The sequence below is a fragment of the Streptomyces kanamyceticus genome, from assembly GCF_008704495.1.
GTDB lineage: Bacteria > Actinomycetota > Actinomycetes > Streptomycetales > Streptomycetaceae > Streptomyces > Streptomyces kanamyceticus.
Genome location: NZ_CP023699.1, coordinates 5,015,287 through 5,031,177 on the forward strand (window position 1 = coordinate 5,015,287; position 15,891 = coordinate 5,031,177).

Consider the following 15,891-nt stretch of genomic DNA (forward strand, 5'->3'; position numbering starts at 1 on the left):
TGCGCGGTTGGTTCGCTACTGCTCTGCGATCCTGCCAGTCCTCGCTCACACCGAGGAGATCCCGGCAGCATCCGGACCCCTAAATCGCAGGTCAGCCATATAAAGTGAGTTTTCCGGTCCGGATGTCCAGGCGCGGGGGAAGTGAGGAGTGGAGGCCTTGAGTCCCGATTCAGGGGCACGCACAGCCTTCGCGGAGCGTCTCGCACTGCTGTACAAGGAGGCCGGCAACCCTCCCCTCCAGCGTGTGGCCGAGGCGGTCGTCCGACTGCAGCGAGTCGACGAACGAGGGCGACCCGTACGGGTCTCCGCACAGCGGATCAGCGACTGGCGGCGGGCCAAGAACGTGCCTGCCCAGTTCACCGCCCTCGCAGCGGTACTCCATGTTCTGATCCCCGACGCGCGCCACGAGCGGCCCGTCCCGGTGTCCGCGGGTCTGTACGACATCGTCCAGTGGCAGCTCCTGTGGGAGCACGCGGTGGCCGACCCCGTCAGCGGCCGCGCCGCTACGCCCGCGGAAGCTGAGAATTCCTCTCCCGCCGAGGCCCCGGCCGCCGCCGCGGTGTGCCCCTACAAGGGCCTGGCTTCGTATCGCCAACAGGACGCCCGGTGGTTCTTCGGACGGGAGCGGAGTACGGAGGCTCTCATCACTCAGCTCCGCGCCACGGAGAAGACGGGCGGGTTGGTCATGCTCGTCGGCGCCTCAGGGGCAGGAAAGTCCTCCCTGCTGAACGCCGGTGTGGTGCCCGCGCTGCGGAACGGCGCGCTGCGCGACGAGAACAGCCAGGCAGACCTGGTGGTGCAGCTCGTGCCGGGAGGCGATCCCCTCAAAGAGCTGACCCGCCACATACCTGAGCTTGCACACGCCGTCCCCATCGAGGGGGAGTCGGCGGCGAAGGAGCCTGGTACTCCGCCATTCGTGCACGCGGTGAGAGAGTCCGTCACGGCCTGGGCGCACCGCGAAGCGTCTTCCGCCGCCCGTCCGGTCATCATCGTGGACCAGTTCGAGGAGACGTTCACCCTCTGCTCCGACGAGGCGGACAAGCGCGCTTTCATCCAGCTCCTGCACGCCGCGTGCTCGCCCACCGACTCCGGTGACCCCGCTCCCGCGCTCGTAGTCCTCGGCATACGCGCCGACTTCTACGATCAGTGCCTCCGGTATCCCGAACTGGCCGACGCGCTGCAACACCGGCACATGGTCCTCGGGCCGCTGACCACCACGGAGTTGCGCGACGCGGTGACAGGACCGGCCAAGGCAGTGGGTCTTGAGCTCGAACCGGGCCTTGCGGAGCTGATCATCCGGGAAGTGAGCACGGACGGTCCCCGCGGGTCGCATGACGCGGGAGTACTGCCGCTCCTCTCCCACGCCCTGATGGCCACCTGGCAGCGGCGGAAGACGGGACGCCTGACGCTCGCCGGCTATCGCGCGGCGGGAGGAATCCAGGGAGCGGTGGCGGCGACCGCCGAGCGCGCCTGGTCCGACCTCGACCCGGCGGCGCGCACGGCCGCGAGGCTGCTCCTCCTCAGGCTGGTCCGCCTTGGCGAAGACACCCAGGCAACCCGTAGGCGGGGGACACGGCGCCAACTGGCAGCGGAGTCGACAGACCCCAACAAGACGGAAGAATCGCTCGAAGCCCTGGTCCGCGCACGCTTGGTCACACTCGACTCGGAGACCGTGGAGATCACGCATGAAGCGCTGCTCCACGCCTGGCCACGCCTGCGCGACTGGATCGACGAGGACAGGAACGATCACCTGCTGCGCCAGCGTCTTGAGGAAGACGGCAAGGCATGGGAGGAATCCGACCGCGATACGGCACTGCTCTACCGGGGTTCCCGGCTGGAACAGGCCCGCGCCTGGGCGAAATCCTCCGGTGACACCTTCCTGACCCGCGGCACCGTGGAATTCCTGGCCGCTTCGGCCAGGCTGCGCAAGCGCACGGTCTGGATCGCCCGCGGTGCGGTAGCGGCGCTGGTCGTCCTGGCGATGGTGGCCGTCGTCTCGGCGGTGATCGCGTGGAACCAGCGGGACGACGCGGTGTTCCAGCAGGTGGTCGCCGAGGCCGATCGCGCGCAGAAGACGGACCCGTCGCTGTCAGCCCAGCTCGACCTGGTGGCACATCGCATGCGGCCGGACGACGAGGCCACACGGAATCGATTGATCTCGATCGTGAACGCGCCACTGGCCACACCACTGCTCGGCCACAAGGGCGCCGTCTACCTCACCTCGTTCAGCCCGAACGGGCGGCTCCTGGCCACTGCGAGCTACGACCGAACCGTTCGGCTGTGGGACGTGAAGGACCGGTCGCGCCCCAAGCCCCTGGGCAAACCCCTCACCGGCCACAAGAGCTGGGTGAGCAGCGCGGTCTTCAGCCCGGACGGCAACACCCTTGCCAGTGCGTCGGACGACGGCACGATCAGGCTGTGGAACGTTCGGGACCCCCGCCACCCACGCCTGCTGGGCGCCCCCCTGACCGGCCACGGCGGCGCGATCTATCTGGTCGCCTTCAGCCCGGACGGACGCACTCTGGCCTCAGCCAATGACGACCACGCCGTCCGCCTGTGGAACGTGAAGGACCCGAGTCGGCCGAAGGCGCTCGGTACGCTGACCGGCCACACCGCCGCCGTACGCTCCGTTGCCTTCAGCCCCGACGGGCAGACGCTGGCGGCAGGTGGTGACAACGGCACGATCAGGCTGTGGGACATGGCCGACCCGCGCCGCCCGAAGCCGACCGGCAAGGCTCTGACCGGCCACACGAGCACGGTGCACTCCGTGGCGTTCAGCCCCGACGGCCGCACGCTCGCCAGCGGCGGCTCGGACAACAACGTCCGCCTCTGGAACGTCACCGACCCACACCGCGCGAAGCCCCTCGGCACACCGCTCACGGGCCACACCGGACCGGTTTGGTCGGTGGCCTTCAACCCCGACGGAAGCATGCTCGCGGCCGCCAGCGCGGACAGCACGGCGAGTCTGTGGAACGTCAGCGATCCGGCACATCCGGCCCAGGTCGGCGAGCCGCTCACAGGCAGCAGCGGGGAAATGTACGCCCTCGGCTTCAGCCCCGACGGGCGGTCTCTCGCCACCGGGAGCGGCGACAACAAGGTCCGCCTGTGGTCGATACCGACATCGGACATGATCGGCCGGATGGGCGAGTTCCGCCCGGACGGGAAAGTGCTCGCCACGGCCGCGGGCGACGACAAGATCCGGCTGTGGAACGTGAAGCGCCCCGACCGGCCCGCGTCCGTGAGCAAGCCCTTCAGCTCCGGGAAGGGGGAGGTGCGCGCGATGGCGTTCTCCCCGGACGGCCACACGCTGGCGGTGCTCACGGCAAACAACTCGGTACAGCTGTGGAACGTCACCGACCCCGCTCGCCCCGTCGTCTACGGGCCGCCCATCGAACTGCGGACACGATTCGCGGCCTCACTGGCCTTCAGCCCGGACGGCCGCACGCTGGCGACCCCCCAGACCGACCGCACCATCCAGCTGTGGAATGTCAGCACCCCGTCCCGCCCTCGCCCGCTCGGCACGCCACTCACCGGCCACAAGGGTTACGTCAACTCCCTTGTCTTCAACAAGGACGGACGAAGCCTCGCCAGCGGCAGCGCGGACGGCACCGTACGTCTCTGGAAAGTGACCGACCCCCGTCATGCCACCCAGCTCGGCACCCCTCTCACAGGGCACCTGGGCCCCATCAACGCTCTCGCCTACGGCCCGGACGGCCACACCCTGGCCAGCGCGAGCGACGACGGTACGGTCCGGCTCTGGAACCTCTCCGACCCACTCAAGGCAAGCCGCCTCGAGGCCACTCTCACCGGCCACACCGACGCGGTCGTGTCACTGACGTTCAACCAGGACGGCCACACCCTGGCGAGCGGCGGCAACGACAACACGGTCCGGCTCTGGGACATCTCCAACCCCGCCAAGGCCGCTGCCATCGGTCAGTCGATGAGCCCCAACGCCAAGACCGGCAGTTTCTTGTCGTTCAGTTCGCAGATCGACATGCTCGGAGTATCGAGCGGAACCGACACCGTCCGGCTGTGGAACCTGGACACGGTCGAGGCAATTCACCGCGTTTGCTCGACCACGCAGGGCGTTCTGACACCGGAAATATGGCGCGAATATCTACCCCGTCTCTCGTACGAGCCTCCGTGCGACGAGTAACGGTTCGCTGATTCTCTCCGCGGATCGCACCACGTGATCCCGATCACAACCACTCATCTCGACCGGGCAGTCCACTCCCCCTGCGCAGGCAGCCTTGTTACGGTTGGACCAGCCCGATCGCTGGTGCATCCCCCGTCGCCAGCGGTCGGGCCTTTCCATGCCCTCGCTGTGCAGCGATTGCCGTGAGAGCGCCTGCGCAGGGCACTCAATTGATCGACGCTCTTCGATATGCGGGACAGGAAGTCCGGAATACACACAAAGGACCGTTTCCCCCTACATGGAACCCCGGTCAGCCAATATCCCGAGCCAACTCAGGATGAACCCGTGGCGGAGGCGGATCGCCGATCAGGCCAGGATGCACCAGGTGCTGTCACGGTGTCGGGGTCGGTGGCCGCCAACTCTTTCGCGGTCTTCGACCGCGAAATCTCCTCTTCGACCTCGGCAAGGCGTTCTGTCATCGTGCGGCGCTTCTTTCCGGCCACAGCTGTCTACCCATCACCCAGAGGATCTAGCCGCTGACAGCGAAACGCACGCCGGAAGAAACCGTCAACCGTGCTACCAGCCAATGAAGTTGCTCCCTCCCACACTGCCTCCAGCCCTGCCGTGCGGGCTCGCCTCCCCCTGCCTGATGTGACTGCCATCACACGCGGGTGGTGTCACATCTGATGTCGCTGCGCTGTCCTATCCACGGAAGCGAGAGAAGGGATCGTGAGGATGAAGGCCGTCATCGTGTGCGCCTCCGTGTCGCACGGAAATACGCGTCGCGTCGCCGACAGCATGGCCCAGGTACTGGGCGCGAAGGTCGTTTCGCCCGAGCAGGCCGACCTGGCGGAGCTCGCCGAGGCCGACCTCGTGGGATTCGGCTCGGGTGTGTTCTATCAGAGGCTCCACCCCCGCCTGACCGACTTCGTCAAGGCCCTGCCCACCGGCAGGGGCCGGGCATTCGTGTTCGCCACCAGCGGGCTTCCCGAGCTGCCGCTTGCGCCTTTCACCCGCCCCTTGGTCCAGCTCCTCGAACGCAAGGGCTTCGAGGTGGACGGAAACTTCTCGTGCCGGGCATTGGACACCATGGCGCCCTTCAGGCTGGTCGGCGGGATCCAGAAACAGCGGCCGAACGCCGGGGACCTGGCCGCCGCGCGGGCGTTCGCCGCGCGACTGCAGGACGGACGAGAGCCGACGCTCTGACACATACCGCCGTGAGGGCCACGACCAGGGCGACCAGCACACCGGCCCCGGCGACCACGCCGAAGGACAGCTTCACGAGGTCTCACCAGGACCCGAAACACAAAGAAGGCGCCTCCCACCTGGGGAGACGCCTTCTTCATGTACTGCTCTGCTGTGGGGCTAACAGGATTTGAACCTGTGGCCTCATCCTTATCAGGGATGCGCTCTAACCAACTGAGCTATAGCCCCGCCGCGCTGCGGTATGTCCCGCGCGCTGACCTCTGAAGATTAGCGCACCTGCGGTCCAGTCCCAAAATCGATACCCGAGCGCCGGGAAACCAGGGTGCTACTCGTCCTCGGCGAGGGTCAGCTCGACGCCTCCGACGAAGCCCGCGGAGAGGTTGTAGATGAAGGCGCCGAGCGTCGCGAGGGCCGTGGCGAGCACGACGTCGATGACCGCGATGATCGACGTGAACATCAGGACGCGCGGCAGCGACAGGAAGGACTGCAGATCGAAGCCGTTGGACTCGTTCGAGCCCGTCGCCTCCGAGATCGTGCCGCCCACCGTCGAGAAGACGCCCATCGCGTCCATGACCATCCACAGGACGGCGGCCGCGACGATGGTGCAGATGCCCAGCGCGATGGAGAGCAGGAAGCTGACCTTCATCACCGACCAGGGGTCGGCCTTGGCCACGCGCAGGCGCGCCTTGCGCGTACGGGGCGTCGTACGGGCCCCCGTGCGCGGCCTGCGCACCGAACCCGTCTGCGAGCCCTGCTGGTACGCCTGCGGCGGGTGGTAGGGCCCTGAGGCCTGCTGCGGCTGCCGCTCCCCGGGGAGCGCCCCGCCACCGCCTCCCGACGTCTTGCCCGCCGCGTACGCGGCGTCGTACTGGCCTGACGTCTGACCAGAAGTCCCCGGCCCTCGGGTGTCCGTCACAGTCCCCCCCTGGGATCCATGAGACTCGTGAGAGTCATGTGCGTCAGCGGCAGAGCCACGGGCACTGTCCGTGCCGGTGGTGCCGGTCTGTTTCGATCCGGCGCCCGTGGCTCCACTCACGATGACTCACTCCTCGCGCTTACTCGGCCGAGGAGTCCGTGCCCTCGTCCGTACCGGCGGCCGGCTCGGCACCGTCCGAGTCGTCGACGACGATGTCTCCGTCGACTTCCTCGGCCTCGCGCCCGGCCTCGGCGTTACGAGCGATGCCGACCACGGCATCGCGCTTGCCCAGGTTGATCAGTTGGACGCCCATGGTGTCACGGCCCGTCTCCCTGACCTCGTTGACTCGCGTACGAATCACACCGCCGGACAGCGTGATGGCGAGGATCTCGTCGGTCTCCTCGACCACCAGTGCACCGACGAGCGAACCACGGTCCTCCACGATCTTGGCGGCCTTGATGCCCAGGCCACCGCGACCCTGAACGCGGTACTCGTCGACGTTGGTCCGCTTCGCGTACCCACCGTCGGTGGCGGTGAAGACGAACGTACCCGGACGAACCACATTCATCGAGAGCAGCTCGTCGCCGTCGCGGAAACTCATTCCCTTGACGCCCGAAGTGGCGCGGCCCATGGGGCGCAGCGCGTCGTCCGTTGCGGTGAACCTGATCGACTGGGCCTTCTTGCTGATGAGCAGCAGGTCGTCCTCGGCCGACACGAGTTCGGCGCCGATCAGCTCGTCGTCCGAACCGTCCTCCGTCTCGCGGAGGTTGATGGCGATGACGCCGCCGGAGCGGGGCGAGTCGTAGTCCTTGAGCGACGTCTTCTTCACGAGGCCGCCCTTGGTGGCCAGGATCAGATAAGGCGCCGCTTCGTAGTCACGGATCGCGAGGATCTCGGCGATCTGCTCGTCCGGCTGGAAGGCGAGGAGGTTCGCCACGTGCTGGCCGCGGGCGTCGCGTCCCGCGTCGGGCAGTTCGTACGCCTTGGCGCGGTAGACACGGCCCTTGTTGGTGAAGAACAGCAGCCAGTGGTGCGTCGTCGACACGAAGAAGTGGTCGACAATGTCGTCCTGCTTCAGCTTCGTGCCGCGCACGCCCTTGCCGCCGCGCTTCTGCGAGCGGTAGTCCTCGGTCTTGGTGCGCTTGATGTAGCCGCCGCGCGTGATGGTGACGACGATGTCCTCTTCGGCGATCAGGTCCTCCATGGACATGTCGCCGTCGAAGGGAACGAGCGCCGAGCGACGGTCCTCGCCGAACTTGTCGACGATCGCCGCGAGCTCCTCGCTGATGATCTGGCGCTGCTTCTCGGGCGAGGCCAGGATCGCGTTGTACTGGTTGATCTTCGCCTGCAGCTCGTCGTGCTCGGCGACGATCTTCTGGCGCTCCAGGGCGGCGAGGCGGCGCAGCTGCATCTCGAGGATGGCGTTGGCCTGGATCTCGTCGATCGACAGGAGGCCCATCAGGCCCTCGCGCGCGATGTCGACGGTCTGGCTGCCGCGGATGAGCGCGATGACCTCGTCGATGGCGTCCAGGGCCTTGAGCAGGCCGCGCAGGATGTGGGCCCGCTCCTCGGCCTTGCGCAGCCGGAACTTCGTGCGCCGGACGATGACCTCGACCTGGTGCGTCACCCAGTGCCGGATGAACGCGTCAAGGGAGAGGGTGCGCGGCACACCGTCGACCAGCGCCAGCATGTTGGCGCTGAAGTTCGACTGCAGGTCGGTGTGCTTGTAGAGGTTGTTCAGTACGACCTTGGCGACCGCGTCCCGCTTCAGGACGATGACCAGACGCTGGCCGGTGCGCGAGGACGACTCGTCGCGGACGTCGGCGATGCCGCCGACCCTGCCGTCCTTCACCAGGTCGGCGATCTTCTGCGCGAGGTTGTCGGGGTTGGTCTGGTACGGCAGCTCGGTGACGACCAGGCACTGGCGGTTCTGGATCTCCTCGACCGCGACGACCGCGCGCATCGTGATGGAGCCACGGCCCGTGCGGTACGCCTCCTCGATGCCCTTTCGGCCCACTACTAGGGCGCCGGTCGGGAAATCGGGGCCCTTAATGCGCTCGATAAGGGCGTCGAGGAGCTCCTCGTGCGAGGCGTCGGGGTGCTCGAGCGCCCACTGCGCGCCCGCCGCGACCTCGCGGAGGTTGTGCGGCGGGATGTTGGTGGCCATGCCGACCGCGATGCCCGCGGAGCCGTTGATCAGCAGGTTCGGGAAGCGCGCCGGCAGAACCGTCGGCTCCTGGTTGCGGCCGTCGTAGTTGTCCGTGAAGTCGACGGTCTCCTCGTCGATGTCACGGACCATCTCCATGGCCAGCGGCGCCATCTTGCACTCGGTGTAGCGCATGGCGGCCGCCGGGTCGTTGCCCGGAGAGCCGAAGTTGCCGTTGGAGTCCACCAGCGGCATCCGCATCGACCACGGCTGGGCGAGGCGCACCAGGGCGTCGTAGATGGAGGAGTCGCCGTGCGGGTGGTAGGTACCCATGACGTCGCCGACGACGCGGGCGCACTTGTAGAAGCCCTTCTCGGGGCGGTAGCCGCCGTCGTACATCGCGTACAGGACGCGGCGGTGGACGGGCTTGAGACCGTCGCGTACGTCGGGCAGCGCGCGGGACACGATGACGGACATCGCGTAGTCGAGGTACGAGCGCTGCATCTCCGTCTCGAGCCCGACGGGCTCGACACGCATGCCCACGCCGGGAACGGCGGGTTCCTCTTCGGGCGTCACGGGGGTGTTCTCGTCGGCCATTGCTGGTCAAAGTCCTTTCGAGGTGCGGCTGGTACGGGCCGACTCAGATGTCGAGGAAGCGAACGTCCTTGGCATTGCGCTGGATGAACGAGCGCCGTGCCTCGACGTCCTCTCCCATCAGCACCGAGAAGAGGTCGTCGGCCTGCGCCGCGTCGTCCAGGGTGACCTGGCCGAGCACGCGGTGTTCCTGGTCCATGGTGGTGACGCGCAGCTCCTCGGCGTTCATCTCACCGAGACCCTTGAAGCGCTGGACCGAGTCGTCCCTGACGCGCTTGCCCGCCTGGCGGCCGAGCTCGATCAGGGCGTCGCGCTCACGGTCCGAGTAGGCGTACTGGAAGTCGTCCCGGCTCCACTTGATCTTGTAGAGCGGCGGGCGCGACAGGTAGACGTGCCCCGCCTCGACCAGCGGCCGCATGAAGCGGAACAGGAACGTCAGGAGCAGCGTGTTGATGTGCTGACCGTCGACGTCGGCGTCCGCCATCAAGATGATCTTGTGATAGCGGAGCTTCTCGATGTCGAAGTCCTCGTGCACACCCGTGCCGAACGCCGAGATCAGCGCCTGGACCTCGGTGTTCTGCAGGATCTTGTCGACCCGCGCCTTCTCGACGTTCAGGATCTTGCCTCGGATGGGCAGGATCGCCTGGTACATCGGATTGCGGCCGGACTTCGCCGAACCACCGGCGGAGTCACCCTCGACGATGAAGATCTCGCACTTCGTCGGGTCGTTCGACTGGCAGTCCGAGAGCTTGCCCGGCAGGGACGCCGTCTCCAGGAGGCCCTTGCGGCGGGTCAGGTCGCGCGCCTTGCGGGCGGCGACGCGGGCCGTGGCGGCCTGGATGCCCTTGCGGATGATGTCCGCGGCCTCGTTCGGATTCCGGTCGAACCAGTCCGTGAGGTGCTCGTGCACGACCTTCTGGACGAAGGTCTTCGCCTCGGTGTTGCCCAGCTTGGTCTTGGTCTGGCCCTCGAACTGGGGCTCGCCCAGCTTCACCGAGATGATCGCGGTCAGACCCTCGCGGATGTCCTCGCCCGTGAGGTTGTCGTCCTTCTCGCGGAGCAGCTTCTTGTCGCGCGCGTAGCGGTTGACCAGGCCCGTCAGCGCGGCCCTGAAGCCCTCCTCGTGCGTACCGCCCTCGTGCGTGTGGATGGTGTTCGCGAAGGAGTACACGCCCTCGGTGTACTGCGAGTTCCACTGCATCGCGATCTCGGCCGAGAGCATGCGCTCCTTGTCCTCGGCCTCGACGTCGATGACGGTGGGGTGGATGACCTCGCCCTTGCGGGAGTTGAGGTACTTCACGAAGTCGACGATGCCGCCTTCGTAGTGGTACGTCACCGTGCGGACCTCGTCGTCGGCCGCCTCGGCCGTGTCCGCACCCGCCACGGCCTTCGCCGACTCGCGCTCATCAGTGAGTTTGATGGTCAAACCCTTGTTGAGGAACGCCATCTCCTGGAAGCGCCGCGCGAGCGTCTCGAAGGAGTACTCGGTCGTCTCGAAGACGTCCGAGTCGGCCCAGAAGGTCACCGTGGTGCCGGATTCCTCGACCTGCTCGTGCTTGGCGAGCGGGGCCGTCGGCACGCCCAGCTTGTAGTCCTGGGTCCAGCGGTAGCCGTCGCGCTTGATCTCGACCGAGAGCTTGGTGGAGAGCGCGTTCACGACCGATACACCGACGCCGTGCAGACCACCGGAGACGGCGTAGCCGCCGCCGCCGAACTTGCCGCCCGCGTGCAGGACGGTCAGGACGACCTCGACCGCGGGCTTCTTCTCCACGGGGTGCATGTCGACGGGGATGCCGCGGCCGTTGTCGACGACGCGTACGCCGCCGTCGGCGAGGACCGTGACGTCGATGGTGTCCGCGTGCCCGGCGAGGGCCTCGTCGACGGAGTTGTCGACGACTTCCTGCACCAGGTGGTGCAGGCCACGCTCACCGGTCGAGCCGATGTACATGCCGGGTCGCTTGCGGACCGCGTCCAAACCCTCGAGGACGGTGATCGCGCTGGCGTCGTACGAGGGTGTGACCTCGCCGTTCTCGCCGGCGGCGGTGGACGGGATGTTCTCGTTGGGGTTGCCGGAATCGGCCACGAAGCGCCCTTTCTGGCACAGCACAAGCCAAGCTCCCGGCGGTGGCCGGAGCGGCTGCGTCGTTCAGCGATAGTCAGCGTTGCTCGGTGCGTCCCACAAGTGGGGCGGGATTAGCTTCCAGTCTACCGGTAGCGCCGACAGTGATGGGGGTTTGCCGGTACCTGAGTCCGCATGTGCCGCCCTGAACCGGACTCGGCCGACTCCCCATATGCGGAACGGGGCTCCAAAGGGCTCACAGCGGCACTCAGCGCTTTGGGCCGTCAACCGCCAGCTACCGCCCGGAACGGGCTCATCCGTAGGTGTCGCCGGGACCCGTGCTACCAGGTGCGCGCAGGGGTCCGAAGCGGCGCGGGGGACCCCCGGGACCGAGCACCTTGATGAGGCGTACGGTGCCGTGGCCCAGGTCCTCGTTGAGGCGCGCGACCAGCTGCGGGGCCATGAGCCGCAGCTGCGTGGCCCATGCCGTCGAGTCGCACTGCACGGTCAGGACACGCTCGTCCTCGTCGTACTTCTGCGGGACGCAGTGCTTGGCCAGGTCGTCGCCGACGATCTGCGGCCAGCGGCCCATCACCCCGCCGACCGCGGCCGGCGTCTCCCAGCCGCGCTCGGTGATCAGCCGGTTGATCGCGGAGCCGAGCGGCTGCGGGTCACGCCCGTCGGCGCGCGCCCCGGAACGCAGCCCGCCACGACGGGCCTGCTTCTTCTGCTGCACGGCATCCCCACGCGCGCGTGCCTGTTCCTTCGCGGCGCGCAGGGCGACCCGCGCGAGATCGACACCGGAGGGCTCGGGGGTCTTCGGCGTGGCGTCGGAGGGTTGCTTGGCGGCGCCCCTGGAGGCGTCCTTGGCGGACTCTTCGGCACTCATACGCGCTCCACCGCTCCGTCGGACACCGCATAGCGCGTGCCGGTGAGCACGCCGGGCACGTCGTCGTCCACCGCGGCGGTGACCAGCACCTGCTCGCCCGGCGCCACGAGCTCGGCGAGGCGCTCCCTGCGGCGCGCGTCCAGCTCGGCGAAGACGTCGTCGAGGACGAGCACCGGCTCGTTGCCCTCGGCCCTGAGCAGGTCGTACGAGGCCAGGCGCAGCGCCAGCGCGTACGACCAGGACTCGCCGTGGCTCGCGTACCCCTTCGCGGGGAGCTGGCCGAGCTTGAGGATCAGCTCGTCGCGGTGCGGGCCGACCAGCGTCACACCACGCTCGATCTCCTGCTTGCGGGCCTCTTCCAGGGCAGCGATCAGCTGTTCGTACAGTGCCTCACGCGTGTGTCCTTCGCCCGGTGCGGACGGCTTGTACTCCAGGGAGACCGGGCCGCCGCCGGGGGCCAGCTGTTCGTAGGCCTTGTCGGCCAGCGGCTGCAGCGTGGCGATCAAGTCGAGCCGCTGTGCGAGCAGTTCGGCACCCACGCGCGCGAGGTGCTGGTCCCAGACGTCGAGCGTGGACAGGTCCATGGAGCGGCCGCCGTGTCGCCGCGCGAGGGCGGCCGACTTCAGCAGGGTGTTGCGCTGCTTGAGGACCCGGTCGTAGTCCGAGCGCACGCCCGCCATGCGCGGCGAGCGCGCGGTGATCAGCTCGTCGAGGAAGCGCCGCCGCTCACCGGGGTCCCCCTTGATCAGCGCGAGGTCCTCGGGCGCGAACAGCACCGTGCGCACGATGCCGAGCACGTCGCGCGGCCTGACCTGCGAGGACCTGTTGATGCGGGCGCGATTGGCGCGGCCGGGATTGAGTTCGAGCTCGATCAGCTGGGAGCGCTCGCCCTGGGTGACGGCGGCGCGGATGACGGCCCGCTCCGCGCCCATCCGGACCAGGGGCGCATCCGAGGAGACCCGGTGGCTGCCGAGCGTGGCGAGGTAGCCGACGGCCTCGACGAGGTTGGTCTTGCCCTGGCCGTTCGGGCCCACGAACGCGGTGACGCCCGGATCGAGAGGGACCTCGACCCGGGCGTAGGACCGGAAGTCGGCCAGCGACAGATGCGTGACGTGCATGGTGTGCGCCGACCTCCCCCGGCAAACCCGTGCTCAGTGCACAGGCTGTGGACTACTTCTTCTCCACCGCGTGGCCGCCGAACTGGTTGCGCAGCGCGGCGATCATCTTCATCTGCGGCGAGTCGTCCTGCCGGGACGCGAAGCGCGCGAAGAGCGACGCGGTGATGGCGGGCAGCGGCACGGCGTTGTCGATGGCGGCCTCGACGGTCCAGCGGCCCTCTCCGGAGTCCTGTGCGTAGCCGCGCAGGTCGGTCAGGTGCTCGTCGTCGTCCAGGGCGTTGACCGCGAGGTCGAGCAGCCAGGAACGGATGACCGTGCCCTCCTGCCAGGAGCGGAAGACCTCACGGACGTCCGTGACCGAGTCGACCTTCTCCAGGAGCTCCCAGCCCTCGGCGTAGGCCTGCATCATCGCGTACTCGATGCCGTTGTGGACCATCTTCGCGAAGTGACCCGCGCCGACCTTGCCCGCGTGCACGGAGCCGAAGTCACCCTCGGGCTTGAGGGCGTCGAAGATGGGCTGCACCTTGGCGACGTTGTCCTTGTCGCCGCCGTACATCAGCGCGTAGCCGTTCTCCAGGCCCCAGACGCCGCCGGAGACGCCGCAGTCGACGAAGCCGATGCCCTTGGCCTTCAGCTCCTCCGCGTGCTTCTCGTCGTCCGTCCAGCGGGAGTTGCCGCCGTCCACGACGACGTCGCCGGGCTGCAGGAGCTCGGACAGCTCGTCGATGGTGGACTGGGTCGCGGCCCCTGCCGGGACCATCACCCACACCACCCGCGGGCCCTTGAGCTTGCCCACCAGCTCTTCGAGGCTTGCGACATCCGCGAGATCCGGATTGCGGTCGTATCCGATGACGGTGTGACCTGCGCGGCGGATGCGCTCGCGCATGTTGCCGCCCATCTTGCCGAGGCCGACGAGACCGAGCTCCATCAGAGGTTCCTTCACTAGCGAGGTGGCGTTACGGCACTTTCGTACCTGCGTCCGAGCCTACGCCCGGACGCACGCACACACCTGTGGGCTCAGCCGCTCAGACGTACGGGCATGATCAGGTACTTGTAGGCGTCGTCCGCCTCGGCGTCCACGGCCGGCTTGCCGCTCAGCAGAGCGGGCTTCGTCGACGTCGTGAACGACAGCTGGGCGACCGGGGAGTCGATCGCGGACAGGCCGTCGAGCAGGAACGTCGGGTTGAAGGCGATCGAGACGTCGTCGCCGTCGAGCTGGGCGTCGACCCTCTCCACAGCCTGTGCGTCGTCGCTGGAGCCCGCCTCCAGGATCAGCACGCCCTGCTCGAAGCTGAGCCGGACCGGAGTGTTCCGCTCGGCCACCAGGGCCACGCGCTTCACGGCCTCGACGAACGGGGCGGTCTCGATGACCGCGATCGAGTTGAACTCCGTGGGGAAGAGCGTCTTGTACTTCGGCAGGTCGCCCTCGAGCAGCCGCGTCGTCGTACGCCGCCCGGCACCCTCGAAACCGATCAGGCCCTCGCCCGCACCGGAGCCGGAGAGCGCCAGGGTGACCGTGTCACCGCTCGTGAGCGCCTTGGCGGTGTCCAGGAGCGTCTTGGCGGGCACCAGGGCCACAGCGGACGCCTCGGGGTTCTCCGGCTTCCACAGGAACTCGCGGACCGCGAAGCGGTAGCGGTCGGTGGAGGCCAGCGTGACCGTGTCGCCCTCGATCTCGATGCGCACACCGGTGAGCACGGGCAGCGTGTCGTCGCGACCCGCTGCGATGGCCACCTGGGCGGCGGCGGAGGCGAAGACCTCACCGGGAACGGTGCCCGTGGCGGTCGGCATCTGCGGCAGCGCCGGGTACTCCTCCACAGGAAGCGTGTGGAGTGTGAATCGCGAGGAGCCACAGACCACCGTCGCCCGTACACCGTCTGTGGAGATCTCCACCGGGCGGTTGGGGAGCGCGCGGCAGATGTCCGCGAGCAGTCGGCCCGACACGAGGACCGTGCCCTCTTCGTCCACCTCGGCATCCACCGAGACGCGTGCCGAGACTTCGTAGTCGAAGCTCGACAGGCTCAGCGCGCCCTCTTCGGCCTTCAGCAGCAGGCCCGCGAGGACGGGCGCTGGCGGCCGTGCCGGGAGGCTGCGTGCCGCCCACGCCACTGCCTCCGCGAGTACGTCGCGTTCCACCCGGATCTTCACCGTAAGCCGCCCTCCTGCTGTTGCTGGCTGCTCTCGCCCGCTGGGCCCGAGGCCCTCGTCGTCTGACTCGGTGTCTCTCAGCCATGCCGTGGGAAGGACACCGGGGAACAGTCTGACGCACCGCACTGACAGTCGGTGCCCGTCGGGGTCAAGTCGTGCCGAGCGGCAGGGAAGCTCCGGAGCGCGAGTTGTGCACAGGCCCCACTTCCAAACAATTTCCCCGGACTCTCTAGTTGTCAGTAGTAGTAGGGGCTGTGGAAACCGTGGATAACCGCGAAAGCGCTGGTCAGCACCGGTTTTTTATCCACTGAGCCTGTGGGCGACACCCGTGGAAAACCCGGTGTTTCTGTGGACGGCCGAAAGTTCTGCACACCCGATGCACAGGCAGGGGCCACTTCTCCCCAGCGCCGTCCCCAGCTTTACCCAGCTTCCCCACAGGCCAACCGACCACCTTGGTGTGACGCCTTTCACTCGACTCGGTGAGAGGGCGCGTCGTGTTGCCGAACAGTGGACAGCCGTGTGGAGAAGCTGGGGAAGGCTGGGGACAACGAGCTCAAGCCTGTGGGTTGCCGGTGGACAACTTCATGCACAGCCTGTGGACGAGTTTTTCCTCCACAGGCTGTGGACAATCTTCGTCCACGAATCCACAACCGGCTGACCTGGCCTGATGATCCCTCAGC

Annotated in this window: 9 protein-coding genes and 1 tRNA gene; 2 read left to right on the forward strand and 8 right to left on the reverse strand. The window is 67.9% G+C overall.

The window, feature by feature from the left end; genetic code table 11:
- Positions 1 to 148 precede the first annotated feature (148 nt).
- Together CP970_RS21235 and CP970_RS21240 are read left to right on the forward strand one after the other, a co-directional pair.
- The gene (locus CP970_RS21235) at positions 149 to 4,156 is read left to right on the forward strand and encodes an nSTAND1 domain-containing NTPase (RefSeq protein WP_055544638.1); all 4,008 of its coding nucleotides are present in this window, start codon (positions 149 to 151) and stop codon (positions 4,154 to 4,156) included.
- A 714-nt stretch (positions 4,157 to 4,870) separates the two neighbouring features.
- Positions 4,871 to 5,341: a flavodoxin family protein gene (locus CP970_RS21240; RefSeq protein WP_055544637.1), complete on the forward strand. Its 471-nt coding sequence runs from the start codon at positions 4,871 to 4,873 to the stop codon at positions 5,339 to 5,341.
- Between the two features lie 154 nt (positions 5,342 to 5,495).
- Here CP970_RS21240 and CP970_RS21245 read toward each other — a convergent pair.
- The 8 genes from CP970_RS21245 to dnaN form a co-directional block, all read right to left on the reverse strand.
- Positions 5,496 to 5,569, reverse strand: a tRNA-Ile gene (locus CP970_RS21245).
- Between the two features lie 97 nt (positions 5,570 to 5,666).
- Positions 5,667 to 6,377 carry a DUF3566 domain-containing protein gene (locus CP970_RS21250; RefSeq protein ID WP_079043245.1) on the reverse strand — a complete coding sequence of 237 codons (711 nt, stop codon included), beginning with the start codon at positions 6,375 to 6,377 and terminating at the stop codon, positions 5,667 to 5,669.
- 19 nt (positions 6,378 to 6,396) lie between these two features.
- Positions 6,397 to 9,000, reverse strand: coding sequence for a DNA gyrase subunit A (gene gyrA, locus CP970_RS21255; protein WP_055544635.1), 2,604 nt, complete (start codon positions 8,998 to 9,000; stop codon positions 6,397 to 6,399).
- Positions 9,001 to 9,043: 43 nt separating this feature from the next.
- Positions 9,044 to 11,104 (reverse strand): DNA topoisomerase (ATP-hydrolyzing) subunit B, encoded by a 2,061-nt coding sequence (gene gyrB, locus CP970_RS21260; protein WP_055544634.1) that lies wholly within the window; start codon positions 11,102 to 11,104, stop codon positions 9,044 to 9,046.
- 265 nt (positions 11,105 to 11,369) lie between these two features.
- Complete coding sequence (locus CP970_RS21265) at positions 11,370 to 11,945, reverse strand: DUF721 domain-containing protein (RefSeq protein ID WP_055544633.1); 576 nt, start codon at positions 11,943 to 11,945, stop codon at positions 11,370 to 11,372.
- Positions 11,942 to 13,063 carry a DNA replication/repair protein RecF gene (gene recF / locus CP970_RS21270; protein WP_055544632.1) on the reverse strand — a complete coding sequence of 374 codons (1,122 nt, stop codon included), beginning with the start codon at positions 13,061 to 13,063 and terminating at the stop codon, positions 11,942 to 11,944. The genes CP970_RS21265 and recF overlap by 4 nt, the downstream gene beginning before the upstream one ends.
- Before the next feature lie 52 nt (positions 13,064 to 13,115).
- On the reverse strand, positions 13,116 to 13,991 hold the full coding sequence (gnd, locus tag CP970_RS21275) for a phosphogluconate dehydrogenase (NAD(+)-dependent, decarboxylating) (protein WP_055544631.1): 876 nt from the start codon (positions 13,989 to 13,991) through the stop codon (positions 13,116 to 13,118).
- Positions 13,992 to 14,080: 89 nt separating this feature from the next.
- Positions 14,081 to 15,211: a DNA polymerase III subunit beta gene (gene dnaN / locus CP970_RS21280; RefSeq protein WP_055544630.1), complete on the reverse strand. Its 1,131-nt coding sequence runs from the start codon at positions 15,209 to 15,211 to the stop codon at positions 14,081 to 14,083.
- Between the last annotated feature and the right edge of the window lie 680 nt (positions 15,212 to 15,891).

Bases quoted from the DNA above. Each gene is read 5' to 3' on its own strand.
- CP970_RS21240 (WP_055544637.1), top strand. From the start codon at position 4,871: ATGAAGGCCGTCATCGTGTGCGCCTCCGTGTCGCACGGAAATACGCGT.
- gyrA (WP_055544635.1), bottom strand. From the start codon at position 9,000: ATGGCCGACGAGAACACCCCCGTGACGCCCGAAGAGGAACCCGCCGTT.
- CP970_RS21265 (WP_055544633.1), bottom strand. From the start codon at position 11,945: ATGAGTGCCGAAGAGTCCGCCAAGGACGCCTCCAGGGGCGCCGCCAAG.
- recF (WP_055544632.1), bottom strand. From the start codon at position 13,063: ATGCACGTCACGCATCTGTCGCTGGCCGACTTCCGGTCCTACGCCCGG.
- gnd (WP_055544631.1), bottom strand. From the start codon at position 13,991: ATGGAGCTCGGTCTCGTCGGCCTCGGCAAGATGGGCGGCAACATGCGC.